General features: G+C 68.6%; 28 protein-coding genes and 6 pseudogenes. 16 read left to right on the top strand and 18 right to left on the bottom strand.

From position 1 onward, the window contains the following. Window positions 1-19 precede the first annotated feature (19 nt). The gene (locus ACZ58X_RS38560) at window positions 20-2,671 is read left to right on the top strand and encodes a TerD family protein (protein WP_470338230.1); all 2,652 of its coding nucleotides are present in this window, start codon (window positions 20-22) and stop codon (window positions 2,669-2,671) included. Window positions 2,672-2,750: 79 nt separating this feature from the next. Here ACZ58X_RS38560 and ACZ58X_RS38555 read toward each other — a convergent pair whose 3' ends face one another. Beyond that, window positions 2,751-3,365 (bottom strand): helicase associated domain-containing protein, encoded by a 615-nt coding sequence (locus ACZ58X_RS38555; protein ID WP_470338242.1) that lies wholly within the window; start codon window positions 3,363-3,365, stop codon window positions 2,751-2,753. 24 nt (window positions 3,366-3,389) lie between these two features. Continuing rightward, a pseudogene (locus tag ACZ58X_RS38550) lies at window positions 3,390-3,503 on the bottom strand (helicase associated domain-containing protein); the annotation flags it as partial. 159 nt (window positions 3,504-3,662) lie between these two features. Between ACZ58X_RS38550 and istA the strand changes: the two are divergent. Together istA and istB are read left to right on the top strand one after the other, a co-directional pair. After that, window positions 3,663-5,288: an IS21 family transposase gene (gene istA, locus ACZ58X_RS38545; protein ID WP_470338241.1), complete on the top strand. Its 1,626-nt coding sequence runs from the start codon at window positions 3,663-3,665 to the stop codon at window positions 5,286-5,288. A gap of 11 nt (window positions 5,289-5,299) precedes the next feature. Beyond that, window positions 5,300-6,100, top strand: coding sequence for an IS21-like element helper ATPase IstB (gene istB / locus ACZ58X_RS38540; RefSeq protein ID WP_470338229.1), 801 nt, complete (start codon window positions 5,300-5,302; stop codon window positions 6,098-6,100). A gap of 55 nt (window positions 6,101-6,155) precedes the next feature. On the opposite strand, the gene ACZ58X_RS38535 is transcribed toward istB, so the two are convergent. Next, window positions 6,156-6,557: a hypothetical protein gene (locus tag ACZ58X_RS38535; RefSeq protein WP_470338228.1), complete on the bottom strand. Its 402-nt coding sequence runs from the start codon at window positions 6,555-6,557 to the stop codon at window positions 6,156-6,158. A gap of 228 nt (window positions 6,558-6,785) precedes the next feature. Between ACZ58X_RS38535 and ACZ58X_RS38530 the strand changes: the two genes are divergently transcribed. After that, on the top strand, window positions 6,786-7,211 hold the full coding sequence (locus ACZ58X_RS38530; RefSeq protein WP_470338227.1) for a BrxA/BrxB family bacilliredoxin: 426 nt from the start codon (window positions 6,786-6,788) through the stop codon (window positions 7,209-7,211). Between the two features lie 705 nt (window positions 7,212-7,916). Here the strand turns inward: ACZ58X_RS38530 and ACZ58X_RS38525 are convergent. Together ACZ58X_RS38525 and ACZ58X_RS38520 are read right to left on the bottom strand one after the other, a co-directional pair. After that, complete coding sequence (locus ACZ58X_RS38525; RefSeq protein WP_470338226.1) at window positions 7,917-8,744, bottom strand: hypothetical protein; 828 nt, start codon at window positions 8,742-8,744, stop codon at window positions 7,917-7,919. Window positions 8,745-8,809: 65 nt separating this feature from the next. Further along, on the bottom strand, window positions 8,810-9,175 hold the full coding sequence (locus tag ACZ58X_RS38520) for a DUF6221 family protein (RefSeq protein ID WP_470338225.1): 366 nt from the start codon (window positions 9,173-9,175) through the stop codon (window positions 8,810-8,812). Window positions 9,176-9,387: 212 nt separating this feature from the next. Here ACZ58X_RS38520 and ACZ58X_RS38515 point away from each other — a divergent pair, with 212 nt between their 5' ends. Together ACZ58X_RS38515 and ACZ58X_RS38510 are read left to right on the top strand one after the other, a co-directional pair. Next, window positions 9,388-9,960: an Imm1 family immunity protein gene (locus ACZ58X_RS38515; RefSeq protein ID WP_470338224.1), complete on the top strand. Its 573-nt coding sequence runs from the start codon at window positions 9,388-9,390 to the stop codon at window positions 9,958-9,960. A gap of 753 nt (window positions 9,961-10,713) precedes the next feature. Next, complete coding sequence (locus tag ACZ58X_RS38510) at window positions 10,714-11,223, top strand: Imm1 family immunity protein (protein ID WP_470338223.1); 510 nt, start codon at window positions 10,714-10,716, stop codon at window positions 11,221-11,223. 374 nt (window positions 11,224-11,597) lie between these two features. On the opposite strand, the gene ACZ58X_RS38505 is transcribed toward ACZ58X_RS38510, so the two are convergent. Further along, the gene (locus ACZ58X_RS38505; RefSeq protein WP_470338222.1) at window positions 11,598-11,792 is read right to left on the bottom strand and encodes a hypothetical protein; all 195 of its coding nucleotides are present in this window, start codon (window positions 11,790-11,792) and stop codon (window positions 11,598-11,600) included. Between the two features lie 240 nt (window positions 11,793-12,032). Between ACZ58X_RS38505 and ACZ58X_RS38500 the strand changes: the two genes are divergently transcribed. Further along, complete coding sequence (locus tag ACZ58X_RS38500) at window positions 12,033-12,344, top strand: hypothetical protein (protein ID WP_470338221.1); 312 nt, start codon at window positions 12,033-12,035, stop codon at window positions 12,342-12,344. A 207-nt stretch (window positions 12,345-12,551) separates the two neighbouring features. Here ACZ58X_RS38500 and ACZ58X_RS38495 read toward each other — a convergent pair whose 3' ends face one another. The 6 genes and pseudogenes from ACZ58X_RS38495 to ACZ58X_RS38470 all read right to left on the bottom strand — a co-directional run bounded on the left by ACZ58X_RS38495 (window position 12,552) and on the right by ACZ58X_RS38470 (window position 17,911). Beyond that, entirely contained in the window at window positions 12,552-12,737 is a 186-nt protein-coding gene (locus tag ACZ58X_RS38495) for a hypothetical protein (protein WP_470338220.1), read from the bottom strand. A 103-nt stretch (window positions 12,738-12,840) separates the two neighbouring features. Next, entirely contained in the window at window positions 12,841-13,107 is a 267-nt protein-coding gene (locus ACZ58X_RS38490) for a hypothetical protein (protein WP_470338219.1), read from the bottom strand. A 28-nt stretch (window positions 13,108-13,135) separates the two neighbouring features. Next, the gene (locus tag ACZ58X_RS38485; protein WP_470338218.1) at window positions 13,136-14,518 is read right to left on the bottom strand and encodes a helicase associated domain-containing protein; all 1,383 of its coding nucleotides are present in this window, start codon (window positions 14,516-14,518) and stop codon (window positions 13,136-13,138) included. 205 nt (window positions 14,519-14,723) lie between these two features. After that, on the bottom strand, window positions 14,724-15,599 hold the full coding sequence (locus ACZ58X_RS38480) for a PLL family lectin (RefSeq protein ID WP_470338217.1): 876 nt from the start codon (window positions 15,597-15,599) through the stop codon (window positions 14,724-14,726). A gap of 191 nt (window positions 15,600-15,790) precedes the next feature. Further along, window positions 15,791-16,798 (bottom strand): annotated as a pseudogene (locus tag ACZ58X_RS38475) (hypothetical protein); the annotation flags it as partial. A gap of 258 nt (window positions 16,799-17,056) precedes the next feature. Further along, window positions 17,057-17,911: a DUF4265 domain-containing protein gene (locus ACZ58X_RS38470; RefSeq protein ID WP_470338216.1), complete on the bottom strand. Its 855-nt coding sequence runs from the start codon at window positions 17,909-17,911 to the stop codon at window positions 17,057-17,059. Between ACZ58X_RS38470 and ACZ58X_RS38465 the strand changes: the two genes are divergently transcribed. Further along, complete coding sequence (locus ACZ58X_RS38465; RefSeq protein ID WP_470338215.1) at window positions 17,910-18,299, top strand: hypothetical protein; 390 nt, start codon at window positions 17,910-17,912, stop codon at window positions 18,297-18,299. The two genes, ACZ58X_RS38470 and ACZ58X_RS38465, sit on opposite strands and share 2 nt — an antisense overlap. A gap of 15 nt (window positions 18,300-18,314) precedes the next feature. Here ACZ58X_RS38465 and ACZ58X_RS38460 read toward each other — a convergent pair whose 3' ends face one another. Continuing rightward, window positions 18,315-18,518 carry a hypothetical protein gene (locus ACZ58X_RS38460; RefSeq protein WP_470338214.1) on the bottom strand — a complete coding sequence of 68 codons (204 nt, stop codon included), beginning with the start codon at window positions 18,516-18,518 and terminating at the stop codon, window positions 18,315-18,317. A 479-nt stretch (window positions 18,519-18,997) separates the two neighbouring features. Here ACZ58X_RS38460 and ACZ58X_RS38455 point away from each other — a divergent pair, with 479 nt between their 5' ends. Further along, window positions 18,998-19,534: a hypothetical protein gene (locus ACZ58X_RS38455; protein WP_470338213.1), complete on the top strand. Its 537-nt coding sequence runs from the start codon at window positions 18,998-19,000 to the stop codon at window positions 19,532-19,534. Window positions 19,535-19,733: 199 nt separating this feature from the next. On the opposite strand, the gene ACZ58X_RS38450 is transcribed toward ACZ58X_RS38455, so the two are convergent. Next, on the bottom strand, window positions 19,734-20,027 hold the full coding sequence (locus ACZ58X_RS38450) for a hypothetical protein (RefSeq protein ID WP_470338212.1): 294 nt from the start codon (window positions 20,025-20,027) through the stop codon (window positions 19,734-19,736). Between the two features lie 184 nt (window positions 20,028-20,211). Next, window positions 20,212-20,982 (bottom strand): annotated as a pseudogene (locus ACZ58X_RS38445) (IS701 family transposase); the annotation flags it as partial. 87 nt (window positions 20,983-21,069) lie between these two features. On the opposite strand from ACZ58X_RS38445, the gene ACZ58X_RS38440 reads away from it, so the two are divergent. The 6 genes and pseudogenes from ACZ58X_RS38440 (at window position 21,070) to ACZ58X_RS38415 (ending at window position 23,384) form a co-directional block, all read left to right on the top strand. Continuing rightward, complete coding sequence (locus ACZ58X_RS38440) at window positions 21,070-21,360, top strand: hypothetical protein (RefSeq protein ID WP_470338211.1); 291 nt, start codon at window positions 21,070-21,072, stop codon at window positions 21,358-21,360. Next, window positions 21,357-21,749 (top strand): PIN domain-containing protein, encoded by a 393-nt coding sequence (locus ACZ58X_RS38435; RefSeq protein WP_470338210.1) that lies wholly within the window; start codon window positions 21,357-21,359, stop codon window positions 21,747-21,749. Before ACZ58X_RS38440 ends, ACZ58X_RS38435 begins: the two co-directional genes overlap by 4 nt. Window positions 21,750-21,767: 18 nt before the next feature. Next, the gene (locus ACZ58X_RS38430; protein WP_470338209.1) at window positions 21,768-22,160 is read left to right on the top strand and encodes a zeta toxin family protein; all 393 of its coding nucleotides are present in this window, start codon (window positions 21,768-21,770) and stop codon (window positions 22,158-22,160) included. A gap of 26 nt (window positions 22,161-22,186) precedes the next feature. Further along, window positions 22,187-22,648: pseudogene (locus tag ACZ58X_RS38425) on the top strand (zeta toxin family protein); the annotation flags it as partial. A gap of 6 nt (window positions 22,649-22,654) precedes the next feature. After that, window positions 22,655-22,864, top strand: a pseudogene (locus tag ACZ58X_RS38420) (ATP-binding protein); the annotation flags it as partial. A 91-nt stretch (window positions 22,865-22,955) separates the two neighbouring features. Further along, window positions 22,956-23,384: a DUF6086 family protein gene (locus tag ACZ58X_RS38415; protein WP_470338208.1), complete on the top strand. Its 429-nt coding sequence runs from the start codon at window positions 22,956-22,958 to the stop codon at window positions 23,382-23,384. A gap of 18 nt (window positions 23,385-23,402) precedes the next feature. Here the strand turns inward: ACZ58X_RS38415 and ACZ58X_RS38410 are convergent, their stop codons facing one another. Beyond that, window positions 23,403-24,005, bottom strand: coding sequence for a tyrosine-type recombinase/integrase (locus tag ACZ58X_RS38410; protein ID WP_470338207.1), 603 nt, complete (start codon window positions 24,003-24,005; stop codon window positions 23,403-23,405). Between the two features lie 655 nt (window positions 24,006-24,660). On the opposite strand from ACZ58X_RS38410, the gene ACZ58X_RS38405 reads away from it, so the two are divergent. Beyond that, window positions 24,661-24,936, top strand: a complete 276-nt coding sequence (locus ACZ58X_RS38405) for an FCD domain-containing protein (RefSeq protein ID WP_470338240.1) — start codon at window positions 24,661-24,663, stop codon at window positions 24,934-24,936. A 166-nt stretch (window positions 24,937-25,102) separates the two neighbouring features. Here the strand turns inward: ACZ58X_RS38405 and ACZ58X_RS38400 are convergent, their stop codons facing one another. Both ACZ58X_RS38400 and ACZ58X_RS38395 read right to left on the bottom strand, forming a co-directional pair. Further along, window positions 25,103-26,575, bottom strand: a complete 1,473-nt coding sequence (locus ACZ58X_RS38400) for an FAD-dependent monooxygenase (RefSeq protein WP_470338206.1) — start codon at window positions 26,573-26,575, stop codon at window positions 25,103-25,105. Between the two features lie 161 nt (window positions 26,576-26,736). Next, a pseudogene (locus ACZ58X_RS38395) lies at window positions 26,737-26,827 on the bottom strand (nuclear transport factor 2 family protein); the annotation flags it as partial.

Here is a 26,827-nt window from a genome sequence, read left to right as displayed (position 1 = left end):
CCCTGATGAAGCGCTCCGCGTGGAGGCGGCAGCCGGCCAGCAGCAGCGCTTCGCCGAGGTCGACGCGCTCGCGGCCCGGCTGCTGGCCCTCGCGCTCGACGGTCGACCGGTGGCCACTGTCACCCCAGGCCAGAGGTCTCAGGCACCGGACACTGCCGAGGTGACTGCTCTCACCCGTACAGAGGCCAGCTTGTGTTCCGACGTATTCGAGGTCAAGGAGCAGCAGCGGCGCGGCGCGTGGTACTTGCCGCAGAAGCTCTCGCTGAAGGCGGGTGCAGTCAACCTGCCCCATCTGCTGCGCCAGCGGCCAGCTCACGCGCTGACGTTGGCCGCGGACGACACGGCCCGCCTCACCGTCGTGGAGGGCGGGGACACGGTGCTGCTGTGGGCTTTGCTCGTGCCGCTGTTCGAGACCTTGTTGGAGCCAGTGCGGGTGCGGGCGGCGGGGCCGACCGGTTCCCGCGAGGAGCAGCGGCAGTTATGGGCCACGATCGAGGAGCGCTACCGACTGCTGGGCATCGGCGCCGGCGCGTTGGAGGTCTTCCGTTTCGGTGGCGGCTGGAACGCGCTGGACCGCAGGGAGCAGCAGCAGGCTCGCCTGGGTTTGCTGGATGCCCTCGCTGCCGCCGATCTGGCACAGGTCGTGGCCCGTCATCGGGTCCAGCGGGTGCAGGGGTTGATGGTGGGCTTCGCCGCGAAGGCGAAGAAGGGCACTGTGCTGGCGCGGCGGGTGCTCACGCGCGCGCTGCAACCGGTCGTCTCTGCTCACTTCGCGGGCGACTGGCTGGCTGTGCTCGACTACCTCCGGGTCTCGCCGCACCCGGACGAGGAGGTCATCACCGCTCTGCCGGAGCCGCGCCTCTATGTGGGCATGTCCTCCCAAGCGGCCGGTGTGGCTGCTGAGGCGGGCATCGGTGAGGACGAGGTCCAGGCGATGCTCGCGGCGTTCCTCGGTACCGACAGCTCCGCATCTCCTGTCGAGGAGCGGGTGGCGGCTATGCGCGGCTGGTGGGCAGGCTTCGACGAGGCACACGCACGCCAGTCACCTGGAATGACCTCCTTGTGGGGCCTGCTCGACGAGGAAGTGATGTCGCTGTCTTCCACTGGATGGGGACTGACTCCGCAGCTGTACCTGCGAGCCCTGCCTCCCGAGGTTCTCGAGCAGGTGGCGCGGTTGTGGGAGACGGTGACTCTGCAGCGCCACGCTGGCAGCATCGTGAGCAACCCTCAACCTCACAGGACGATGGCGGAAGCCTTCGGTCCGGCGGCCGATTTCTGGCACGGCATCGGGCTGACCGCGTGGTTTGTGTGCGAGGGTCCGTACTCGCGCACCACCTTGTCCGATGCCGAGAGCTACTACGACCGTCAGCTCGCCGCACTCCGCACGGCCGGCTGCCCGGTCGATTCTTCGCTCTTCGAAGAGCTGCGTGCTGCCGAACCACGGCTGGGGCCATCAGAGTCGGTCTTCGACAACCGGAGCACCCCGATCGAATCCGAGGACGGGCTGGTGACCGTCACTATCGGCATGAGCCGCGGCTCTCGCCGCAAGGGCTTCGAACTGGTGCGGGACATCGTCACCCGACACCGACGAGCCTGGGCCGAGCAGCACCTCGACGCATACCTGCAGCAACGCTGGCGCTCCGAACTGGAGGAGGTCGCCCACCAGCATCATCGATCCGTCGCAGCCAAGGGACGCCCACCCACTCTGCTTCAGTTCGCCCGGTTCGCCGCTGGCGCGGCGAACCACTGGACCGGAGGCGACCTCGGGGCGCTGTACACCGCCATCGGCGAGCCGACTCCCTCCCGGCAGGAGCGGCCTGCGCGCCTGCTCACCGGCGACGGCTACGACTTCGCCCGGCGGGTGTACCGGGAACTCGGCGGCAAGCCCGTCGCCAGGGACACGTGGACCACCGACCCAGACCCGGACGGAACCCGGCGGCAGTGGGACCTCGAGCGGCTGGCGACCGAGAGCCTGCGGTACCTCCAACTGCAGGAAGCTCTCGGACAACCCCCCACAGCCAAACAGTTCGGCACCCATCGCTTTACCTGGCCCTGGCCCGGCGAGGAAGCCGAGGGCTGGCCACTCCTCCAACGCGCCATCGCCGCCCTCACCCGCACCGACCCGGCCCCGGGTCATCCTCCTGCCGCGTCGCCCGGTGAACACGCCCCCGGACAACTGACCATGGCCAAGGGCAGCAATGCACCCCTGGGGATCGAACCGACGACAGTCCGCGTCACGACCACCGGCGCACCGGTCGATGTGTCAGCGGTTCTCCTCGCCGGCAACAACAAAGTCCGGGCCGACCACGACCTGGTCTTCTACAACCACCCGAGCCAGGACGGGGTAACCGCCGCCAACGACATGATCACCACCGACCTGGTCCGGATCCCCGAGGACGTCCGCACCGTAGCTGTCGCCCTGAGCATCGACCTCCAGGCTCAGCCCACTGCAGTCTTCGACCATCACAACACTTGGCGGGCAGAAATCACCCAGCCCTCGGGCCTCACTCTCTCCTTCCAACCGCCACCCCACGACGCAGGTGAGACCGTCACGGTGGCCGTGGAGCTCTACAGGCACGGAGCAGGATGGAAGGCCCGTGCCGTAGGGCAGGGCTACGACACCGGTCTGGCCGGCCTGGCCACCGACTACGGAATCAACGTCGAAGCCTGATCCAGTTACATGCCGTCGGCGCAGGTCCCGACCCGGCAAAGCCTCTCGCTCTGGAAAGCCTCCTCCCTGACCTTGCGGCTCACCTGTGCACCCACACCATGTCCAGGGCTTCCAGTTCTGAGATCAGCAGCGCCGGGAGTTGTCCGCGGAAGACCTTGTCGCGTTGGCGGGCGATCCAGGTGCCGAGGCGGACCTTGGCGTGCTCGACGCGCTCGACGAATCCAGATGGGACGTCCAGGTGGCCCTCCCGATCCCGGAAGGCTCGTGCTGCTTCGATGTAGCAGCGATACTCGGCCGGGAGGTGGTGGATCGGGGTGAGGGCAGACCGCGGCGGTCTGGGGGCTGGCGGGTCCGTTCGGGGTGCGGGCCGTTGGAGCGGCACTGCCGGTGGTGCGGCCGTCGGCCTGGCGTGCGGGGGCCGTCCACGGCCGGCACTGCCCTGCGCCCCGCGGTGCGGCTCGGGCTCGCCCCGTGCGGGGTGGGTTCGCCAGGCTCCGAGGGCGTCCAGGAGCGCGGTCTGGTGTGTGTCGAGGTTGCCGGCGCTGGCGTGTCGGGTCTGCATGCGCAGCCACGTACCGGGCCGGAAGCGTTCGTCGCCGGCTGTCCCGGTGCGGTTCACGGGACCGGTGAGGCGGCCGCCGGCTGCCAGGTAGGCGACGAGGCGGCGGTATGAGCGCTGCCAGTCCGGCGCCATCCGCCAGAGCGGGTCGAGTGCGGTGAGCCGTGCTTCCTGGTCCGCGGTCAGGTCGGCCTTTCGCTGGCGGCGCACCCATGTGCCGAGGTTGTAGTCGTCGACCTGCTCGTCGATGGGAACGGCCAGATGGCCGGTGTGCGCGGCGAAGTGGCTTTATACGTGAGTTGTGACAGCACCTGTCGGTCAGCGACGACAGCGTCCTGTGCCACGGGAGAGTGATGTCGCTGAGTTTTGACAGCACCTGAGTGCTTGCTTCGGGACCATGGTTGTGCTCTGCACGACGAGGGGGCATGGGTGCTGCCGAAGTCCAAGGTCGATCTGTACGCGGCGATCCGCCGCGACTCCCGGGCGGGCCTGTCCGGCCGTGCGCTGGAGCGCAAGTACGGCGTCGGGTTCCGCACGGTGCAGAAGGCGTTGTCGTCGGCCTGGCCGGAGCCGCGGAAGAAGCTGCGGCCAAGGGCAACCAGGCTGGACCCGTTCAAGCCGTTGATCGACCAGATGCTGCGGGCCGACCTGGACGCGCCGCGAAAGCAGCGGCACACGGTGAAGCGGATCTTCGATCGGCTGGTGGACGAGCACGGTGCGGACGAGATCTCCTATCAGATGGTCCGCGGCTACGTGGCGTCGAGGCGCGAGGAGATCCGCATCGAGGCAGGGCGGGGCACGGTGGACGCGTTCGTGCCGCAGACCCACAAGCCGGGTGCGGAGGCGGAGGTCGACTTCGGGGACGTGACGGTGCGTCTGGCTGGTGAGCTGGTGACCTGCTACCTCTTCGCGTTCCGGCTGTCCTACTCGGGCAAGGCGGTGCACCGCATCTTCGCCTCGGCCGGCCAGGAGGCGTTCTTCGAGGGCCACGTCCACGCTCTCAACGTGCTCGGCGGGGTGCCGACCGGGAAGGTCCGCTACGACAACCTTAGGGCCGCGGTCGCCCAGGTGCTGGGCTTCTCCCGCCAGCGGGTGGAGGCCGACCGCTGGACCGCGTTCCGCTCGCACTATGCCCTCGACGCCCTCTACTGCCAGCCCGGCATCCGTGGCGCCCACGAGAAGGGCGGTGTCGAGGGCCAGATCGGTTGGTTCCGCCGCAACCACCTGGTCCCCGTCCCCGAAGTCGCCACGCTCGCCGAGCTGAACGCCATGATCGAGCAGTGGGACGAGGAGGACAACGCCCGGCGGATCCGCTCCCGGCCCCGCACCATCGGCGAGTACTTCGCCGCCGAGCAACCGCTGCTGGCGCCGCTGCCGGACGAGCCGTTCGAAACGGGACGGCTGTTCACGCTGCGGGTCGACCGCTACAGCCAGATCAGCGTCCGCACGAACCGCTACTCGGTGCCGGTGCGGTTGATCGGCCGCACCGTCCGCGTGATGCTGCACGCCTCCGAGGTGGTCGTCTATGACGGACGTGAGGAGGTCGCCCGGCACGAGCGGCTGATCGCCAAGGGCGGCACCCGCCTCGACCTGGACCACTATCTGGAGGTGCTGGTCCGCAAGCCGGGTGCACTGCCCGGGGCGACCGCGCTCGAACAGGCCCGCTCCGCGGGCAGGTTCACCCCGGTCCACGACGCCTGGTGGGCGGCGGCCCGCAAGGCCCACGGCGAGCGCGATGGCACCCGCGCGCTGATCGAGGTCCTGCTGCTGAGCCGCCACCTGCCCCACGAGCACCTCGTTGCAGGCCTCGCAGTCGCCCTGAAGGCCGGCGCGCTGACCGCGGACGCCGTCGCGTTGGAGGCCCGCAAGGCCGCTGACGCCGACACCGCAGCGGTCCCTGCCGAGCCGGAGCCGCTGGCGACGGGCCGGACGAGCGTGACGTCGCTGACCGCTCGGCGCCTGGCCCACCTGCCGCCCGACACCCGGCCGCTGCCCTCGGTGGCCCACTACGACCAGCTGCTGCGACACCGGCGGCCGGACCGCCCGACCACCACCTGAAGGAGAGCGCCGTGACCTTCCCCCGCCAGCGAGGACTCACCGAGCAGGCCGCCAACGCCGCCGTCGACCAGGCCTGCCGGATGCTGCGGCTGCCCACCATCCGCGCCCAGTTCCCCGAGCTCGCCGAGACCGCCTCGCGCGAGCAGATGTCCTACCTCGGGTTCCTCGCCGAGCTGCTGATGTCCGAGTGCGACGACCGGGCCCGGCGCCGCTCCGAGCGCCGGATCAAGGCCGCCGGGTTCCCCCGCGACAAGTCGCTGCGGAAGTTCGACTTCGACGCGAACCCGAACATCGACCCCGCGATGATCCACACCCTCGCCACCTGCGAGTGGATCAAGAAGAGCCTGCCGCTCTGCCTGATCGGTGACTCCGGAACCGGCAAGTCCCACCTGCTGATCGCGCTCGGCACCGAGGCCGCGATGGCCGGCTTCCGGGTCAAGTACGTGCTGGCCACCAAGCTCGTCAACGAGCTCGTCGAGGCCGCCGACGAGAAGCAGCTCGCCAAGACCATCGCCCGCTACGGCCGCGTCGACCTTTTGTGCATCGACGAACTCGGATACATGGAACTCGACCGCAGGGGAGCCGAGTTGCTGTTCCAGGTTCTGACCGAGCGTGAGGAGAAGAACAGCGTCGCCATCGCCTCCAACGAGTCGTTTGGCGGCTGGACTAAGACTTTCACCGACCCCCGTCTCTGCGCGGCCATCGTCGACCGACTCACCTTCGGCGGCAACATCATCGAGACTGGAACCGATTCCTACCGCCTCGCCACCACCCGCGCCCGGGCCGAACAGCAAGCGGCAGCTGCTGGCTGAGGATCGCATCAGGGTCTTCCTCGGCTGCAACCGGCAGGCGCCGAGGAAGACCCCGTCACAGGTTCGGTTCACCCGATTCGGAGGACTGACCAAACACACGGGCCACCCAGCCGTCGAGCTGGACGCCGAACTCCCGAGCTGAAGCGATATCCGAAGCCGGAAGAGCGCCAGCGTCGTCCATGCTGGCGACGAAGTCGACGTCGGCCCAGCCCCCACGGAACAGCACAACCGACAGCTCAGCCTCCGCCGGACCCGAGATGAGCACACCAACGGAGTCAGGATCGTTCACAAACGACCTGTCCGTCTCAAGTCGCTGAGGCCAGGGAGCAGCTTCATCGCGCCAGGTCACCCGGCTGACTGTCAGACCACTAGCCCGCCACCCCGGCGCCCGATCAGCTACTTCTGCAGCCGCCTCATCAAGATCAATAGATCGCTCCATGGACAGATCATGGTCCATGCCCGGCGCGATGTTCCACCGACTTCGACCAGGGCGACACGACCCAAGCGCTGCCACTTCTCGGCAACATTTCACGTCGAACAGATCGACAGCCGCTGTCGGAACTCACCGACAAGTGCTGTCAGGTCTCACCTACGCAGCCACCCGTTCCCTCCGGATCGTCCGTCCAGCCAGGGCCCTACTCGATACGCTAAGCCATCAGACGTTCTCTCTAAGTGAGGAGTCGGCATGCCGTACTCACCGCAGCTGGTCAAGACGTTCAAGGGGGAGCTGACCCAGATCGGCTTCACCGATCTGCTCACCGCCGAAGCCGTGGACAGCGCGATGGAGAAGGCCGAGACCGGTGTCACCCTGGTGGCCGTCAACTCCATGAATGGATGCGCGGCGACCTTGGCCCGGCCCGGGGCTCGCCTCGCCCTGGAGGACACCGACCACCGCCCCGACCAACTGCTCACGGTCTTCGCCGAGCAGGATCTGGAGGCAACGGCGCGGATGCGCTCCTACTTCGAGGACGTCCCGCCCTCCGACCCCTCCTTCGCCCTCTTCAAGGACGGCGAGCTCGTCTTCTTCATGCCCAAGTACCGCATCGAGAGCCGCGATGTGAGGGGGGTCGCCGCTGCTCTCCAGGACGCGTTCGACGAATTCGGCCAGTAGCCCATCCCACCCCGCGCACCCGGCACAGGAACCCGATGAAGCCCTGACCCGGAAGCAGACCTGAGAGGCCGCGCTGACTCGCTGCCACAGGACGAGGACGCGGTTGGCCAGGAGCTCGGGGCCTCCCGCGCTCCTGGCCGGTAGCACGAGGACTCTGGTCATCTACGGTGCACGTTCGCACCAGGCCAACTGCGACATGCGCGCGGAAGGTCAACGCCACCGGTAGAACGTGCCGGTCACCGCCGGGAACAGCACCGGGCCGCCCGCGGCAGTGTCGGGCCTGACGGCCTGGCCGAGGACAGCGCCGACGTCCGGGTACAGGTGGAGGGTGCCTCCAGGTACCCGACCCCGGCACGGGCGAGGAGGCCGGCGGTGGTGACGATGTCCAGGGCGTGCTCGGAGAACGCCGCTGCCCGCCCGGCGGTCCGGATCCAGCAGCGCCAGCGCCCACCGCACCGCCGCGTCGGCGAGCCGGTCGGCGGTGGCGACCTGGAGAACGCCGAGCGCGGCGAGGACATCGGCCCGCAGCACGCTGGTCGAGCCGTTCGGGTTCGCAGACCCGCGCCGGAGCCCGGCCCGGCCCAGCCGGGACGGCTGCGGCGGTTCGACCGCGTCGGCCTGGTCGAGCAGTTGATGCCCAGGCTCCAGAGCGCCTCGCCGTCGTTGACGACGTCGAAGTGCCAGCCCGCACGGCCGTGGAGCAGGTCACCCGGGTCCCTCCATGCCTCCCGGTGGTCCACGCCTCCGTGGCGGTCGAGGGCGGTGTAGAGGGGCTCGGCGCGGCGGTGCCGGCGAGGCCCGGCCCCCTGCCCGGGTCGTCACAACCGGGACGGCGGCCATCCGGCGCGGACCGGGAAGGGAGTGGAAACGGCGGGCAGGCCTGACGGTGACCCATTCTGCCTTGTGCGGCATCTCGCGGGCTCGATACCAGAGCTGCTTCGACCAGTCACCTCGAGAGCGATACGCACGGCCGTCACCCATGTGCCCAATCCCCCCGGAGACAACATCATCATGGTATGGATACTGCTCCGTCACCGCCGCCAGCAGGAACTCCAGGAAGCCGCCCTCGAAGAGGTCCCACTGCCGCATCGAGTCGAACCTGGCGGCGACCGGCCACCGGTCCGGGTCCGGGCCCCGCATCAGCCAGAAGAACTGGTCGGAGTTCCAGTTGTTGCCCCATTTCAGCAACCCGCCCTCGGCCGGGTACAGCGGATAGGGGCACTCGTCGTAGTCTCCGTCCGCGAAAGCCTGGGCCAGCATGGCGGTGTATCCATAAGGATCTGTGGTGCAGTAGAGGAATCCCTCGAAACCGAGCGGCTGCCCGGTGTCAGGACTGGGCGCCGCCGACGGTGCGTAAATGTGCAGCTCGTCGCCGATGCTGACCATCCCGTACCGGTCGGCGAACGCTCGGTAGTCCGCGGGTAGATGGAAACCAAGTACCTCGGGGCCGAGCTCCCACGGGACCGGGACCACTCCACCCGGGGGCAGCCCGATCACCGCGCTCAGCCGGTCCAGCATTTCCTCGATGTTCACGTCCACTCCTATCATCAGCCCGGTCTCGCCGTAGGCTAAGGGCTGTCCCGCAAAGGATCTGCGCCTCAGGGCCGTCGCGGGTAGGCGGGGTGATCGGCGTAGGGCGAGGCGAGGTCGACGAAGTCGTCGCATGGCCAGGTCTCGCCGTCGTACTGGCAGTCATCGCGGTTGTCCCACGGCAGTTCGGGGTCGCCGGTGGCTGGACTGAGTACATGACGGGAGAGCACGCGTCGCTTGGCTTCGACCTCCCGCAGAACACGAGCCGGGTCGTGCAGCGCGACGGGCAGGGCAATCGTGGGATGGAAGCCGGAGAGTTCTCCATGGCAGAAGTCGACCGTGTGCCCGTGAGCGGTCCACTCCCCGCAGCCGTCACCGTCGCTGCGTCGGGCCAGGTCGGCCTCCTCGTCCAGCCGTGCGTGGAGGAACGTCACAAGGTCTTGGCTCACCTGGATAGCCCCGTTCTCCGGGCTGAGCCCTCGCGCCTTCGGCAATTCGCGATAAGGTCCCCGACAAGGCGCTCATATATCCGTCGGCCGATCACGTCGAAACAAAGCTCACCTGGGCAATGCAGCGGAATGGTTAGGGATACGGGCAAGTTGGACGAAAAGCTGCCCAAGGGACCGAGGGAAAGGCCAAAGAAAGAATGATTCTTCGCCTGTCATTCGATGGGGACGAGAAATATCCTTCCGACTGGGAAGAGGTCGATCGGCTGACCTCAGAAGCCCTTCACTTTATCAGTGCGAAGGAAACCCTCAATGGAGAGCATATCGCAGGAGGTCAGGCCTCGTTCTGCTACACCGACGAATCGGGAAAACACCCCAGTACCTACTTGTTCGCAGCCGCCAGTGAACTGAGCGGTTACGGAGCCCTCACATGGTTCACAAATGGACAGCCACCTCGACAGGGCGGAATCTATGACTACGCATGGATCTCCGATAACCCTAACCCGCCAGTGACCGACTCCCGGCTCGTCTCGGAGACCTATCATCCGAGGTTCTACGACAGGGCCAGTGCTATTCCGCTTACGCAGGTTCGCGCTGCCATCGAGGAATACTGCCGATCCGGAACAGGCGAACGACCCGAATGCGTCAACTGGACCACGGGGGAAATCGACGGCCGACGACACGATCGCCCTCCGGTCGACGATGAAGCCCCCGAGGGCTACTCGGAGCCGGACTGGGACACCTTCTTCGACGGGGCTCCACGGCCGGAGTAAATATTCGGCCAGAAGGCCCGGCCCATTGCTGGCCAACTATTACTGATCAGACGATGTGCTCGGCACCACGGGGTGCCGAGCACATCGTGCTTCAAACTCATTAGACAATGCCGACCTCGGTACGAGACCGTAGCGCGCCAACGACCGCGACCCTGGAGTACAGCAGCGACCGGCAGCGCTCCACGGGCTTCCCGACCATCGACCGGTAGAACCAGGGCCCACTGCCGACGGACGGAGGGCCTGCGCGCCCCCGCCGTCAAGGCCGCCGTCTTCGAGCTCGCCGACTCCGAGACCCTCGCCGAGGTGGCACTGCCCGTGCCGGTCGTCGCCCCTCGGGCGCAAGGTGGCCGGTAGGGGCAGCGGAGAGGGAAACGGCAGGGGGAACGGAAGCGGACGGAAGCCTGGCTACGGTAACTGACCCGGTCAGAAGCGGACGGTTCGGCAATTTCAGTGAGCTAAACAAATTCCTCATGAGCCCCGAGTCACCCCCCAAGAACGCCACGTTCTTCCCCAGTGCCGAACATGCGGAGCCGAAAATCGCGTGGGAGCTCGCGGACAAGCCTGAGATGAGGAAACCACCATAGAGGTGGTCATCAATAATCGCGATTTGGTGTGCATCGGATCCGCCGAGTGCTCATTCGCCGTCCGCGCCATCCTCTATACTGACCAGAAGATGCCGGTTCGATGGATCAACACGGATACCGGAATGCTCGTACAGACCGAAGAACTTCAAGGGTTGAGGGTTCGCAAGTAATGATCCTGAAAATTCTCTTCGCAGGAAAATGTATTTCCCCCTCAAGCCCGAAAGAGATTGATGAACTGATATCCGAAGCAATTCGGTTCATCAGCCCCAAGGAAGGAAACGGCGATGTTGCCTCACGAAATGAGGCGCGGTTCAGCTTCTCCGAGCCCCAGGCCGCCTTTCCCAGCGCTTCCCTCCGCGTTGCGGCCAACGAGCCAACTGGGTTCGGTGCCCTCGTATGGTTCACCTTCGGCCGAGAAGGCGGGATCTACGATGATGCCTGGATCTCCGACAATCCCACCCCGCCCGAGATCGACTCTCGACTTGTGTGCGATCCGTCCTACCCGAGATTCCACGATCCCGCCAGCGCTGTGCCGTTGCCGCAGGTACGGGCAGCAATCAAGGAGTTCTGTGGATCCGGCACAGGGGAACGTCCTGAATCCATCATCTGGACTACCGGAGAAATCAACGGCCCGCGACACGACAGGCCGCCATTCGAAGACGATGAAGTAGTCAGCTGATGCACAAGGTGATGGGGCCCTCACTCAACAGTGAGGGCCTCACCTCTTCCCAATAGTTCGATGCGAGCCTGATTCGGCTATTCAAACAGGGCAGTCCGCCGGAGAGGGAGGCGACGGCCCGCTGATCACATAGGTGGTCGACGATTCTTCTCAACGTTCACACAGGCGGTAAGTGGCGCCGCGGAGATACTCCAGAGGAGAAATCCAGGATCGCCTCAGAGACTTTTGAAGTTCTTGCAAAAATGGGAAGTGGAGGACCGGACTGGAGGCCGGGGCCTCCCAGCCGAGCGTTTCCCGAAACCAGTTAGTCCCGGCCGCCGAAAGGCGGCCGGGACTAACTGGTTTCGGCGTCACGGCGCCGCCAGCGGGAGGTTCTAAAGCTCCATGTCCATCCAGGCAACGTCGTTGAGCTCGACGTCGAGGCCACGGCCGCGGCGCCCGGTGTCCTTGAAGTAGTGCTCGCGCAGGCCCTCGGCGAGGATCCGTTCCTGCTCGTCCTGGCCGGCTCCGGCGTCGCGGGCCTCGTACAGCCGCTGGGCGACCGAGCCGGGCATCTTCTGGGTGATCATGCGGGGGAGCAAAGCGGAACTGCCCGCAGGTCGAAGGGCCATGGTCCGGCCCCTGGCATGGGACGGGGTTTACGCCTTACAGGTGAAGGAAAATCCTTTCTGCCTGGCTTCCCAGAGTGGCCGCGCTGCAGACAGGTAGAGATTCGGATGAACCTGCTGACTGCCCCATAGCTCCCTACACATCCTGGAGAAGGTCATATGCGTTTTCGTCACGCCCTTGTCTCCGTCTGCGGCGCCTTGTTGCTTACCGCCACCCTGGGCGCGCCCGCCCACGCGGCCACCGGTGACTTCGACTACAAGTACATCGGTCTGGACGGGCGACCGCATAAGGGCAGGCTCTCCAACCCGGAGGACATCGTCTGCATCACCCTCTCGCAAGTCGCCGACCCGGACACCTCCCGTCCGGCGTTCGCCCCGCACAACAAGACCGACATGTTCGCCAGGGTGTTCACCGAGCCCGACTGCTCGGGTCTTTCCTGGACGCTCAAGCCCCACAGCAAGCCCGCCACGGACCGTCTGGAGCTGCGCTCGGTCGCCTTCTTCAGCAAGTAGGACTCGGCAATGACGCCGTGCAACTGACTCACTGCCCGCGCTCCGCGCGGGCAGTGAGTCAGTTGCACGGCCGCCTGGTGGACCGCGGCGGAACCAGACCCGTCCGAAGCAAAGCGAAGAACGGCCCGACGGGCCGTCCCGGCCCGGGGCCCACCGAACGCAACGAGGTGGGGCTTTCCCAGCGCGCAAGCGCCGGGGTTCTCCGGGTCATGGCCTCGGCCGGGCCGGACCGGCGAGCCCTTCACCGAGAACATCTCGGTCGATGACGGCGCGGACGGAGCCGGCGGGCTGACGGAGCAGGTCCAGGTCGGCCAGGGCGGTACGGGTGCGCAGGTGGCCGGGGACCTCCCCCCACCCGGTGTAGGACGGGACCGGCTTCGTGGAGTCCGGCATGGTGCCTCCCCTTTTCTGAGCTGTGCGGTTCAACGGCGGCCGCCACCAGGTGGTGACGGCCGCAGGGGCGGCCCGGTACGCGGGCCGCCCCTGGACGGTTGTGCTACTGGTCGGTGGCGCAGTCGTGGTCGGCCTCGACGTACTCGCTGTCGGCGAAGTCGGTGTCCAGGCTCCTGCCGAAGCCGGAGCACTCGGCCCGGCCCTCCCACGACACCTCACCCTCGCCCTGGTGGCAGTCGTGGTCGGCGTCCACGAAGGTGCCGTCGTCGAAGTAGGCGTCACAGCCGTCCCGGCAGGAGGCGCCGTGCCACTCTGCGCTCCAGGCGACCTGGGCGGCCGGCGGGCGGGTGGTGGACGTCGTCACGGTCACGGGCTCGTTCCCTTGTGCTGGCGGGTGGTCAGGCGCCCAGGGCGTGAGTGTGCAGGGCGTCCAAGAGCGCGGCCTGGTGGTCGGTGAGCTTGCCGTCGGTGCGGGCCTTGTCCTGCTTGCGCAGCCACGTGCCGGGACGGAAGGCGGGGTCGTCGCCGAGGCCGGTGCGGTTGGCGGGGCCGTCGAGGGTTCCGCCGGCGGCGAGGTAGGCGAGCAGGCGGCGGTAGGAGCGGTTCCAGTCCGGTTCCAGCCGCCACAGCTCGTCCAGCGCGTCGAGCTTCGCGACCTGGTCCTCGGTGAGGTTGTCGGCCTTGCGCTGGCGGCGCATCCACGCCCCCACCGCGTAGCCGTCCAGCTTCGCGGTCGCCGGGATCGCGAGGTGACCGTGCTGGCGGTGGAACGCGGCGGCGTAGGCGTAGCCGCGTTCCCAGGCGTTGGCGTTCTTCGACCAGATCATCCCGAGGGCGTCCAGCTCCGAGATCCGGGCGGCGTCGAGCAGGTGCTGGCCGTGGAGGTGGCGCTGGCGGGTGAGCCAGGAGATCAGCTCGGCGTGCTTCGTCTTGTCGGTGGGGTCGAGGTGGCCGTGCTGGAGGTGGAAGACCGCCGCGACGGCGTGCATGCGCTGCCACTCGACCGCGCGCGGGTTGAACGCGCGCAGCTTGACGGTCTGGAGGATCCGGGCGGCGTGATGGCGGGCGTTGATCCGCAGCCACTCGATCGGCGACTCCACCGGGGCCGGCGGCTGCTCGCCTTCCCCGGCCTCCGCCGCCTCGCCCTCGGCGGCCGGCTTGGCCGCGGTGGTGTGCGCGGTCCCCTGCGAGCGGGAAGCGCGCAGTTCGGTGATGCGGCCGACCACCCGGGCGTCGTGCGCCGCCAGGGCCCGCAGGACCCGCCAGATGGTGCGGAGGGAGCTGGCCTCGATCTCGGCCTCGATCTCGGCGTCGGCCTCGGCCTTCACGGCCTCGCCCGCGTCGTGGACCTCGGCCGGGTCCGCGGCCGCGGTGTCGTCACCGACCTCGGGGGTGGGCAGGTAGACCGGGATGATGACCCAGGACACCTTGCCCTCGCGGTAGGACTGGCGCAGCGCCCGCCCGCCGGCCTGGACGATGTCGATCACGCTCGACCTCGGGTCCGCGAAGCAGATGGCGTCCACCGCTCGGACGTCGATGCCCTCCGTCAGGAGCCGGCTGTTGCAGAGGATGCCGCACTCCTCGCCGTCCTCACCGGTGGCGGACTTGAACGTGGTGAAGGCGGCCCGGCGGTCCTTGAGCCGGTCGGTGCCGGCCACGGCGAGCGCCGTCAGCCGCTCCGGGCGCTCCGCGTCGGGCAGCAGCTCCGAGGTGCCCGGCAGGAGGTGATCGCGGGTTCGCCGGCCATCAGGCCTTGGGCGGCGGCGGGCGTCGTGGCCCACTGCCCCCCGGTTCCGTTCAGGACCCACAGGCCGTTGTCGGTGCCGCGGGCAGCCAGCCAGACCTTGCCCTTGTGGAGGGTGAGTGAGACCCCCTCCGGAGTGCCCCAGGTGCCGGGCATGGTCAGGTCGGTGTCGTTCTCGTTGGGCCTGTCGATTGCCGGGACGCCCACAGGTGCCCCGGCACGCGGGCGTATCCGCTCCGGGATCAGAGGGTGCCGGTGATGCTGGCGGCGTAGTGGTTGCCGTAGACGCCGGCCAGGTCGATCGCGGTGGCGTTCTGCCAGGTTCCGTCGGTGTGGCGGATGGCGTGCAGGATGCGGTTGTCCGTCGTGACGAATGTGGCCTGGAACTCGCCGGCGACCGTTGCGGCACTCACGGAGGTTGTGGTGAACGAGCCCGCCACCGGGGCCAGGTCGGTCAGCGGCATCCACTGGCCGCCGGCGAGCCGGGCACCGTGGTACTGCTTCGTCCCTCCGTTCGACGCGATGATGATCTGCATGTCCGCACCGGAGCCGGTCATCGCGACGTCGGTTGCCGCGCCCGCGTCTCCGGCCATCGAGTACACGTCGCCCCAGGCGCTCCACGTGCCGTCGGCAGCGCGGGTCGAGTGGTACACGCGGCCTCCGGCGACGGCCGCCACCTGCAGCTGCCCGTTCACGGAGGCCTCGGACGCACTGGTGACCGCTGCCGGCAGCGAACCGGCCTGGGACTGGACGTCACCGAACGCCGTCCACGTCCCGTCCGCGTGCCGCACGGTGTGGAACAGTCGCCCGTTCGCGACCGCCAGCACGTTCAGCTCCGCACCGATGGATGCCGCCGATACCTTGGTCACCGAACTCAGCGCCCCGGCCTGGGAGCTGACGTCGCCGAAGGCGCCCCACTGGCCGTCGGCGAAGCGGACGGCATGGTAGATGTCGCCGTTGCCGCCGACCGCAACCACGTGGGTGTCGCCGTTGATACCGGCGTCCGCGAGCGAGCCGACGGGGCCGATGTCCCCGGTCTGGGCGTTGACGTTGGCGAAGCCGGACCAGTTGCCGGAGGCGTCGCGGGTCGCGTGGAAGATTCCGCCACCTCCGTTCACCAGTACCTGCGCCGTCCAGCTCGGCGCGGGAGCCGGGGTGGTTGCGGGGTAGGGGTCCGTGTGATCGGAGGCGAGGCCGGTGCCCGGCGCGCACGACCAAGCCCGGGCCCCCTGGTCGGCGAGGAGCTTCTCGGCGATGAGGATCTGCTGCTGCTTGCGGGAGCAGGGGGTCGTTCATGGTGTGTGTGCTGTCAGACTCCGGTCAGGGTGAACGTACCCGTGCCGTCCTGCCTGCCGCTGGAGTACTGGCGGATCAGTTCCCCGTCCGCGTAGCGGTCGTAGCCGATCATGGAGCCGGTGTACTTGTTCTGCAGGCCGATCTTCGAGCTGCCGGGGACGTCGCGGTAGATGTAGAACCGCTGGAGGTCGTCCTCCCCGCAGGTGGCTGTCGTCAGGTAGGCCTGTTCCTGGTTGGCGATGTTCGCCGGGATGGTCGCGCATCCGCCGTTGCCCCAGTTCCACAGGGACGCCTCGATGACGCCGTTGTTTTCCGTCACGTTGCACAGCCGCCAGTTGTCCACGTGGGCGCTGAAGAAGGTGGATTCGCGCAGGCGGATGCCGTCGTTGGCCAGGAGCGGTGCGCTCCAGTTCAACACCCTGCCGGGGACGTCGATCCTGTAGACGGCGGACTCGCAGTTGAGAGCGGCGGCGGACGTGGCGCTGACGGTGGAGGCCGGCTGCTGTGCGAGATGGTCCTGCGTCTGCTCCGTGGTCGGCGCCATCGCATCAGCCGGGTGCTTGGCCTTCGCGGCGGGCGAGCCGCAGTCGAGGAGGTCCTGCGACTTGCGCATGATGCTGGTGGCGGGGACCTTGTCCTCGCAGCGCACCGCGCCCTCCTCGAGGGTGGTGTAGGTGGTGAAGCCGCCGCTGCCGGGCCCCTCGATCCACTTCAGTCCGTAGGTGCCGCTGCCCAGGTCGACACGGTTGCAGTTGAGGCTGCCATACGTGCCGGTGACCTTTTTCGTCCCCTCGTAGAGGCCGTAGTAGCCGGGCTTGCGGAAGTCACATGTGATCGACTTCGACTCGCTGCTGGTGTGGGTGTAGTTCACCTGCACGTTCAGGCCCAGGCTCGCGCCAACCATGCCGAGGGTCTCGACCTGGAAACTGCCCTGGACACTGCCGTTGAGGCCGACCGACACCGAGATGGTCTCCGTGGTGCTGGTGTTGACGGTCTGGGAGCCCAGCGAGCCGTCTGTGACTTACCAGCTGGATGGTTCCGGAACTCAGTGACCGCGACTTGGACGCGATGCTGACGATGCTCATCGAGGACGACTCCAGCAGTCAGGTCCCTGGGCCTCGCCACGTCCTGTAGCCAGGCGTGGGCCGCTGAACTAATTGCCGATCTGAGCGAGTTGAAGAACGTCTTCGGTGCGGCCGCGGCTGCGGGCGACGTGATGGTCAAGTTCGAGTCGGCTTGAGCTGGTCCCCGGCCAGGCTGCCTCGGAATCCCAGTCGATTCAGCGTCGCGCGGAGAACTGCATGGCGTCGGCCCATTCCCAGAACGCTCGGCCCTCCGTCACCTCGCGTTCCATAGTCTCGAACAGCCGGGAGGTATCCATACTGGGCGGAATGTCGACGGCAACGTGACGGTCACCGCTCCATTCGCTCGGCAGTTCCGCTGTACTGATCTCGTTCTTAATGCAATCGGCTGCCCGGGCCAGTTGTGCCGGGGCCAGTCCAGGGAGGAAGAGCAACCGCAGAACACGGTGCCAGGAGAGAGCGACCACCTCAGTGACCTCGTCGTCGTCCGACAGGACGACTCGGTCGCCGAGGGCCAGTCCGTAGGTGCGAAACGGGATGCAGGCGATCGAGAAGGTCCCGTCGTTGAGCGGCTTCAGCCACAACTGCTCCTTCTGCCCGTCCAGCTCGAAGGGGGCGAGGTCGGCGTGAGCGGTGTAGTTGCTGTGAGCGCGCCCGACAGGGTCGTCGTGGACGATGAACTCGATCACATGCTCTCCCCGGTTGATGTCGCTGGGGTGCCATGATGTCGTGCCGGCCCGCTGGAGGTGGTCCGGGTGGAAGCGCCACTCCTCGATGCCCCCGACCTCCATGTCCACCGCGGTGGCGTCGATGGCGTCCGGGTAGATCCACAAGCTGCTGATCCAGTAGGGGTCTTCGCCTTCCTCGTCGTCCCAGAGTTCCTTGTCGTGGAAGAACACGGTGGCGCTGCCCTCGGCCGGGTCGAAGGCGAGTGCGTAGAGGGTGATCGGCCTCGGGACTGGTGAGCTCGCATGTTGATGTGTCACGTATGCGTGGATGTCATCAGTCGACCGTGACCGTGCGTCAGTGTTCTGCGGCATGATGCTCGCCATGAACACCGAGATACTCGTCGACGTCTGGAAGCGCCTTCTCACCGATCCCCGCAAGTCGTGGGTGCTGTTCGAACATGGCACCTGTGTCGTGCTGACCGTCCCCGATGGTGACCTTGCCGAGCAGGCTACGAAGATCCTTGGTGAGTTCGGTCCTGTTCATGCAGGCTCTGCGGCGGGCGATTTCGGAGTGATCAACGTCAAGGATGCCGACGGGTGGGTAGTCACTGGTCACCACCAGGACGTCCTCACGTATGTCGGGCCCGATGAACCCAGTGGTCAGGAGGATTTCGCTGTCGGGCTCTGCGGACGTTCCAAGCGCCATCAGGACGGCACCGAGCTGCATGTCGTCCATGTCGAGGACAAGCGCGGCTCGTCGGATCCCGCGTAAGCACGCAACCGAGGCTTAGTGATCGCCCGGGGCGTACCGGCTCCAGGTCCCGCCGGCTTCGGTGACGAGGCGGGTGGTGGTCTTGTCGTGGTAGCCGAGGGCCCGAGCGATCACGGGCGCGGGGGCTTGGAGGACCAACTGGCGGATCGCTGAGGCCCGGCCGCGCTGGACGGGAACTCCGGCGGTCCGGAGCTGGTCGAGCAGGCTGGTCGGGTCCATCGGAAGCCCGGGCTGCCGGCCGGGGAACAGCCAGGTCGAGCTGCGGCTGCTGGCGCGGGCGAGCCGGGGCTGTTCCGCCAGGTAGGCGCGTAGCCCTCCAGACGATCCTCAGAGACGCCGGCATCGCGCCCGCTGCCGGCCGTGCCGAGGCGCTGCGCCGGTTCGTCGCGCACACTCCGCGCCCGTGGCCGCGAAGGCACTCGGCTACACCGACTTCACCACTGAGCAGGCCGCAACGGAAGTCGGGGTCACCTGGAGCCGGTACGCCGCTGGTGAGCGTCGATGACTGTCGCTGCTCGTCAGCGCCTGTGGCGCCGAGGTTGACTTGGCCCGTTGAGCGTCGGGGTGGACCGCAGGGATACCAGCTGCGGAGATCGACCGGGCAATCGTGTTCCGGGAGCGATGGGGCGGCATCGCTCGGCCCCGCTCCCCGCCTACGAGACGGGCCCGCGCGGTTTGGAGGCATCTAGACTCCGACGATGATCGAGATCCTCGAAAACATGGACCTGCTGTCCCGGCCGAACCTCGACCTCGCCAGTGTTGAGGTGAACGGCATTGCCCTGGGGGCGCCGGCCGCCGCCATTCCGCGGCAGCGCATTGTGGGCGGCTTGTCCTCCGTCATCGCCCGGTACCGTGGTGGGACCACCATCGAAAGCGAGTACTACGACGCTGATGGACGGAGGCTGACGCTGGACGAGGTCATCGAAGACGTTCTTCGGTCGGACGGAGTCCTCTACGGCGCCGACAAGATCAACTATAAAGTGCGCGCCGGAGCAGTGATCGGCTTCGCGATCAGCGGCCCGCATCTGTCCCACTTCGCGCACTTGACCTCGTACGAGGAGTTTCTGACTGCGTTCGGCCCGCCTGATCGAATACACGAGAATGAGGCATATGGCGACCTCCTGAGCTACGAGACCTATTACTGGGGCGCTCGGAAGCATGTGACGTGGGACGCCTGGGAGGACCGGGTAAGCTTTATCAACTTGGGCGACTTCGAGGGGAACAGCGGCCCCTGACCGCACAACTTGAAATCAGCTCCTCACCTCCTGGACCGGCCACGGATCAGCCACGCGGTCCGCTGACGAACCCTCGACGCCGCCTGAGCGGTGCAGTTGGCCAGGCGGGCCAACTGCACCGCTCAGTCACAACGGGGTCGCGGTTTGTTCACCCTGGGTGGCGATCAGGCTGATCAGCGCCAGCTCGGCGCCGTCCGGATCAGCAGCCTGCAGCTAGGTTGCGCGGATCACCCACCGTGCGCCTCACCGCGCTCAGCCGCGAATACGGGACACCCCAACATGCGAGCTCACCAGTCCCGAGACCGGTGATGCCGTCCGCCGCGCGGTCAGTGGCGCGGTCGAGTTCCAGTCCGAGAATGTGCTGGAAGACTTCGTCGGCGCCCGCCGGGCGCGGCTGAGGCAGGGCTGCTCGCCGTGAGGCCGCGGCATGCTTCGCCCGGTCGAGGCGTTCCTGCTCGGTCCGGCCCATCGTGTCTCCCTCATCGGTGTGCACCGGCTAATACTCCAGTGAGAGTTCTGCGTTTTCGCTGGTCAGCGGCCTGGTGGCGGCGAGTGTACTCGGGGTGCGCCGGGGGTGGTGGGCTGTTCGCGGGGATGTCGCGCGAACGAGTGGCCGCAGCGCATGTAGTGGCAGCGCCGTGCGTGTGCCTGGTGTCGGCGGCGCCATCTGGACCAGGTCAGTGTGTGATCGCGGTCCGCAGGACGGTGGCGGGGTCGAGCTGCCAGCAGACGGCGAATCTCGGCCGGTGTGAGGTCCACGAGGTCGGGCGCGTCGTCGCTGCCGCCCCCTTTTCGCGCTCCTGGGCGGCCATGACGGCCAGGAACGCGTGGGCGAGCATCGCGAGGGTGATGTGCCGGTACCAGCCCACGTAGCGGCGGACCTCGTACTGGTCCAGGCCGCACTCGTTCTTCGCGCTCTGGAAGCATTCCTCAATCTTCCAGCGGCATCCGGCGACGCGGACCAGGTCGGCGACGGTGGCATCCAGGGGCGCGCAGGCCAGGTAGTAGGCGATGTCGTCGGGCTTGGACAGGCTGCGGCGGGCGAGCATCCAGCGTTGGCGGGTGGGCCGGTCGCCGTCGAATTCCCACACGGCTGGCAGGCGCGCTGCGGCCCAGTCGTAGAGGCGCTCGCCCTTGGCCCCGGAGCCGGCGGACAGTCGCTGCCAAGCCTCGGGCGGGGCTTGGGCGATGAGGAAGTCGATCCGTGGGCCGTGCACCGGTTGGGACTTGGGAACGGCAGCGACGTAGGAGAGCCCGGCGTCTTCGAGGAAGCGCCGGAAGTGCGAGTCCTGGCCGTAGGCCGAGTCCGCTGTGACCCACGCGATCGGCAGCGGCGAGGCCAGAGCTCGCTTGATCATCGACCGTGCGAGCTCCAACTTGGTGGCGAAGCCGCGCTCGTCGGGGACACGGGCGGCCTGGCAGCGTTGCCGGTCGTCGGTCCAGGACTTGTTCGACATGCGCGCGCTGCCTCAGCGGGCGGCGTTCGGCCACGCAATCGGTACACCATTGGTGTACCAGCGGTGTACGATCGCGGTATGGCTGATGCGACGATCAAGGTTTCCCCGGATACTCGTGACCGGCTGGCCGCCCTCGCGACGGCCCGCAAGACCACGATCGGCGCCCAGGTGGCCCTCCTGGTGCAGGCGCTGCCCACCGAAGAGCAGATCGCCGAGCGCGTCACCGAAGGCCGCCGGCTGCTGCGGGAGCACTTCGGGATGACCCTCACCAACACGGAGCTGGACGAGGGCCCGGACCTGCTGCAGCGGGTCTACGACATCGCCGCGGCCGACGCCCGCGCCAAGGTCGCCCCGAGGCGCAGCGCGTGATCATTCTGGATTCCAGTGCCCTGTCCGCGCTGGCCGCCGGTCACCCGCGTCTGCACCGGATCGTCGACGCTGCCCTGGGCAGTCCGTTCCAGCACCTTCTGGTGCCGGTGCTGTGCGTGGTCGAGGCCGAGGTCAAGGACGAGGGCGCGGCGCACGCGGTCATGGCGTTGCCCGTGCTCGAGTTCGAGCCGCTGGACGCGAGCACTGCGGTGGTGGTGGCGACGATGGTGCACGACGGCTACGGCGGTGCGGACCTGGCCCACACCATCGCGACGAGCCTGCCGACCCCGGCGCGGCCCTTGCAGCACCTGATCCTGACGGCCCGTCCGGAGCTGTATCCGCCCGGGGTCTCCACCGTCGACATCAACGACCCCCGCCTGGAGCCGTAGGTACCGCTGCCGGGTGCATTGGGGGAGGAACTCGAAGCGGGTGAGGGTGCGCGCATCCTCACCGAGGAGATCCTGCCCGCCGTGCTGCGCGTCGCCGTGGCGCAGGAGCGGCCGGTGGTGCTGCTTGTGGCGGGGCCGCCGGGCAGTGGCAAGACCACCCTGGGGAACCAGCTGCACGCCGTCCTGGACATGCGGGGTGGTGCGGTGCGGGTGGGCTCCGACCTGTACAAGGCCGCGCACCCCCAGTACGGGACGCTGCTGGCCGAGGACGTGCGGACCGCCGGTGTCGGGGTTCGGGCGGACACCCGGCGGTGGCCGAGCCGGTGCGGCGCACCGCCCAGCCGGTTCCCGGGCCGCCCGGCGTCGACTACCACCGGCTGTCCCCCGACGAGCACGAGTGGACGTATCTGAACCTGATCCTCCCTGGCCTCGGGGAGATGGTGGCGCAGGAGCGGCCCGTCGTCGTGTACGCGATGGGGGCGCCCGGGGCGGGGAAGACCTCGGCCACGATGATGGTGCGCCGGGCGCTGCGGCAGCGAAGGCCGGTATGGATCACGGGCGAGCTGTTCAAGGCGGCCCACCCGGACTACTTCCGGCTGCTGCGCGAGCACCCGCGCACCGCCTCCGCCCGGATCCGCGCGGACTACAAGGCGTGGCAGGCCCGGGCCGAGAAGTTGGTGCGCCAGCGGCGCGCGGACGCCGTGATCGAGGTCGCCCCCGGCAGCGCACACGCTTTCCTCGCCGATGCCGGGGCGTGGCGGCGGGCCGGGTACCGGGTCGAGCTGCTGGTGCTGGACGTCCGCGCGGCCGACAGCCGCCAGGGCACCGCCCTGCGCTACGCCGAGGTCAGCCGGGGCGGCACCCGCCCGGGCCGCTTCACCACCGCCGCCGGTCACGACCGGTGCCGGCGCGAGAACCTCTGCGTGGTTGGGCCGTCCGGCACGGGCAAGAGCCACTTCACCGAGGCGCTCGGGCAGGCCGCCGTCGACGCCGGGATGACTGTCGCCTGGTTCACCATCGAGGACCTCGGCGCCCTGGTCCGCCGTCACCGGGTCGACGACTCCGTCTCGAAGGCCATCGCCCGGATCACCCGGACCGACCTGATCATCGTCGAGCTATGCCGAGACCGCGACTATGCCGATCTGATGCCGGGCGGGTCCTAGGATTGCTCGCGGTGCGGCAACTGGACCAGCGGAGAGGCGTTTGATGAGCCAGTACTTCTTGCTGGGGGACGTGACCCTGTGGAATCCGTCGAACGGTGTGTCGGCGCTCTTCCTCGGTCAGGCGGCGGTCTTTGCAGAGGCGGTAGGTCTGCCGTCGGGGATCGGCCCGATGGAAGAGGATGAGGCCGAAGTGGTTCCGGACTCTTTGACAGCGTTCATCGGCGCCCTGCTCGCCTGGCGCGACGGCTCGAATCATGCCGTTCTGGAGGCGCTGTCTGACGGGTTCATCGCGACGATGCTGGTGTTGGCCGAACGGGCCGGTGCCGAGGTGCGCTGGCCGGGCCAGCCTGCTTCTGCCCAGGTCGGCCTGCACGATGTCCAGGTGGCTCCGGCAACGGCTGGTTCTGGTGTCGGTTGGGCAGTCCGACTTCGTGAGCGGGCTCGGCAGCTGGATCTTGCGATGGTGCGCTGAGAAGGCGCTTCGGCATAGTCACAGGCCGTCGAGGAACGCGAGGATCTTGTCACCAGGGCGGTAGCGGCCCGGCTTCGCGCTGACTGGGGCGGTGAGCGCCAGTGCTCTCTCCCTGATGGTCATATCGGCGTGAACGTAGGCGTCGGTGGATCGGACGCCGGCATGGCCGAGCCAGAGCGCGATGACCGTGGTGTCGACACCGGTCTGCAGGAGTGACATCGCGCAGCTGTGTCGCAGGACGTGCGGGTGGATGCTTTTGTCGAGCAGGGACGGGCAGGTTTGCCCGGCGGTCTTGGCGTGGATGTTCAGGCGTTGGGCAACGGCGTCGCGGCTGAGGCGTCGTCCGGTGCGGGTGCAGAACAAGGCGTCGCTGCGTCGTCCAGCGCGTTCGTTCAGCCAGGCGCTCAGCAGGTTCTGGACGGGGCGGTCGAGGGGGACGGTTCGCTGCTTGCGTCCCTTGCCCTCGCAGCGGACGGCGGCGCCGTCGCCGAAGCTGATGTCGCCGCAGTTCAGGCTGGTGAGTTCGGAGACGCGCAGGCCGGTTTGGACGGCCAGCGCGAGCATGGCCTTGTCCCGTCGTCCTTCCCAGCGTTTCGCCGAGCCAGCCGAGACCTGGTGCACTCCCGCAGCAGGAACGCGTTCAGATCGGCCCCGGTCAGAGCATCCGGCGCGAACTTTCCGTCCGCCGTGGCCTGTTCGGCCAGGATGCGCCGGGCGGTATTCCCGTAGCGCAGCATCGTCGACGCCGACAGGCCCCGCTCGGACTCCATCCAGCACCGGTACCGCTCCAGCAGGACGTCCGCCGGCGACCGAACCACCTGCGGCGCGGGCACCACTCCGGCCTCACGCAGGAACGTCAGCAGCGGGACCATTCCGCGAAGCCCGGCCACCCGGCGACGACCAGCCTCCTGCAGGTCGGACAGGTGCTGCTTCAGCCGCCCCTCATCCAGCTCAGCAGCATCAAGGCCCTGCTCCGAAAGCCACAGGCCGACCTGCCCCAGATCCTTGAGCCGTTCCTGGCGGTCAGGGTCGTGTACCCGCGTTCCGCCAGCCAGGCCCGGTAGCCCTCGACCTGTGGCGCCAGAGCACCCGCCTTCTGACGCGAACTTCCGAACGGCATCGCCACCCCCTCGTGGGAGCACCCTGCCCCCCACGCTGACGAGGCTGCCCGGCACGGAAACTATGCAGAGCCACGAACACCCGAAACCCCACGAAGGAGCGGAACAACGCACACGGCTTCGGCATAGTCGCGGTCTCGGCATAGGTCGAGGCGGACCTGGAACTGCACCGCCTGGTCGTCCGGGCCGCGCGCAACCCGGTACTCGTCCGCCTCTTCGACTCCTTCGTCGACGCGCTGCGCGGAGCGGCCGGCCACGTGGTGACGGACCATCAACTCCACGACGGCGTAGAGCGGGAGGCCACCGCTGGCGCGCACCGCGCACTGGTCGAGGCGATCGCCGCGGGCGACCCGGACGCCACCGTCGCGGCGACCCAGGCCAACCTGGAGCGCACCCTCGACCGACTGCGCGCGGCCGGAGCCGGACCGTCGTAGATCCGGCGACCCGGCCTGCCGGGCCCGGCCTCGAAGCACGTGCCCTCCTCCGTGTCCGCGCAGGGGTGGCGCGGTGGTCGGGCATGACGAGGGGTGGGTCGTGCGGGTGGTTGATGCCGGCCGGGGCCGGGTGTCCGGAGGTCGACGGCGGGTTCACCGGTGGGGTTCACCGGAGGACGGTGCGCAGGGTGGTGAGGCAGTCCGCCGCCCGGCGGTGCGGGTCGGGGTCGGTGCTGGCCCAGGCGATGCGGGCGTCGGGGCGGATGAGGGCCGCGGTGACGTCGTGCCAGATCGGGTGTGCGGAAGGGGTGTCGACGGTGACCGCCCGCCGTTCCAGACCGTCCGCGGTGCACGGCGTGCGGCTCCCGTCGAGGTCCAGCAGCAGTGTCCGTCCGTGGTGCATCAGCGGGTGGACAGTGGGTACCTCGGGGGTGTCCAGGGTGAGGCCGGCCAGGCGGGTGCCGGTCAGCGGGTGGGCGCCGGGGGCGGTGGCGGCGGGGAGCGGGTCGTCGAAGCCGGCGATCCGGCGGGCCCACTGCCGGTTGGTGTTCGGTTGGGCCAGTGCGGCGGACCAGACCTCGCGCAGCGCGATCTGTTCAGGGCTCGCCGCGGCGAACAGGGCGAGTTGCGCGCGGGTGTTGTCGATGACGGCGCGGGCGGCCGGTCGGCGCTCCGTGTCGTAGCTGTCGAGCAGTCCGTCGGGGGCCCACCCCTGGAGGGTGGCGGCCAGCTTCCAGCCCAGGTTGGTGGCGTCCTGGATGCCGAGGTTCATGCCCTGCCCACCGGCCGGGAAGAACATGTGCGCCGCGTCCCCGGCCAGTAGCACCCGTCCGGCACGGTACCGCGCGGCCTGGCGGGTGGCGTTGCCGTAGCGCGACAACCAGCGGGGGTGGCGGATGCCGAGGTCCCGTCCCAGGAGGGCGCGGGTCTGCTCGCGCACCTCCTCCAGGGTCAGCGGTTCGCCGGTGCCGCGGTGCATGGTGGCGGTGGACAGGCCCGCCAGCCGGTGGACGCCGTCCCCGATCGGGGCTGCCAGGAACGAACCGGCCGGCCCGGTGGCGGCGAGCGGGGCGGCGGCCGGGTCGTCGAGTTCGACGTCGGCGAGCCACCCGGTCAGGGTGGTGTCCTGGCCGGGGAAGTCGATGCCGGCCGCCCGGCGCACCGCGCTGCGGGTGCCGTCGCAGCCGACCACCCAGCGGGCCCGTACGCTGCGGTGGGTGCCGCTGGCGCGGATCACCGCCTCGACGGCGTCCGGGTCCTGGGTGAGCGAGACGACCTCCTGACCGCGCAGCACGCGGGCGCCCGCGGCGATCGCGTGCTCCTCCAGGAGCTGTTCGGTGACGGACTGGCCGAGCGCCAGCATGAACGGGTGCACCGCCCCGACGGCGGAGAAGTCCAGCCGGGTAGTCGACGCGCCGAAGTGGCCGGTGGCCACCGGGGTGCCGCGTTCGATGAACCGCCGCGCGAGTGAGCGGGTGGCGAAGGTGTCCAGCGTGCCGGCCTGCATGCCGACCGCGCGTGAGCGGCCGTCCGGTGCCGCCCGGCGTTCCACGACGGTCACCTCCACCCCGTGCAGGCGCAGCTCCGCGGCCAGCCAGAGCCCCACCGGACCGGCGCCGGCGATGAGTACGTCGAGCATGACGAGCACTCCTTCTCGTTGTTGGGACGGTGCGCCACGACGGCGCGGTGCCGATGCCGCCCCGCCCCCGGGCCGGGGCTCCGGCCCGGGGCGGGCGTCGTGGCGCCGGGTGTTCGGCGGGCGCCGTGTTCAGCGGCTGCCGTGTTCGGCGGGTGCTGTGGTCAGCGGGCGCTGCCGAGGTCGCGGTCGTGGTCGGCGCCCTCCAGCAGCAGGGTGGTCTCCTCGATCCGGCGGAAGCGGCCGTCGGGGGCG

It is taken from the genome of Kitasatospora sp. NPDC040550 (genome assembly GCF_055594965.1).
The sequence above is the reverse complement of the archived record's forward strand: the minus strand, read 5'-3'. Positions and strand labels throughout refer to the sequence as shown.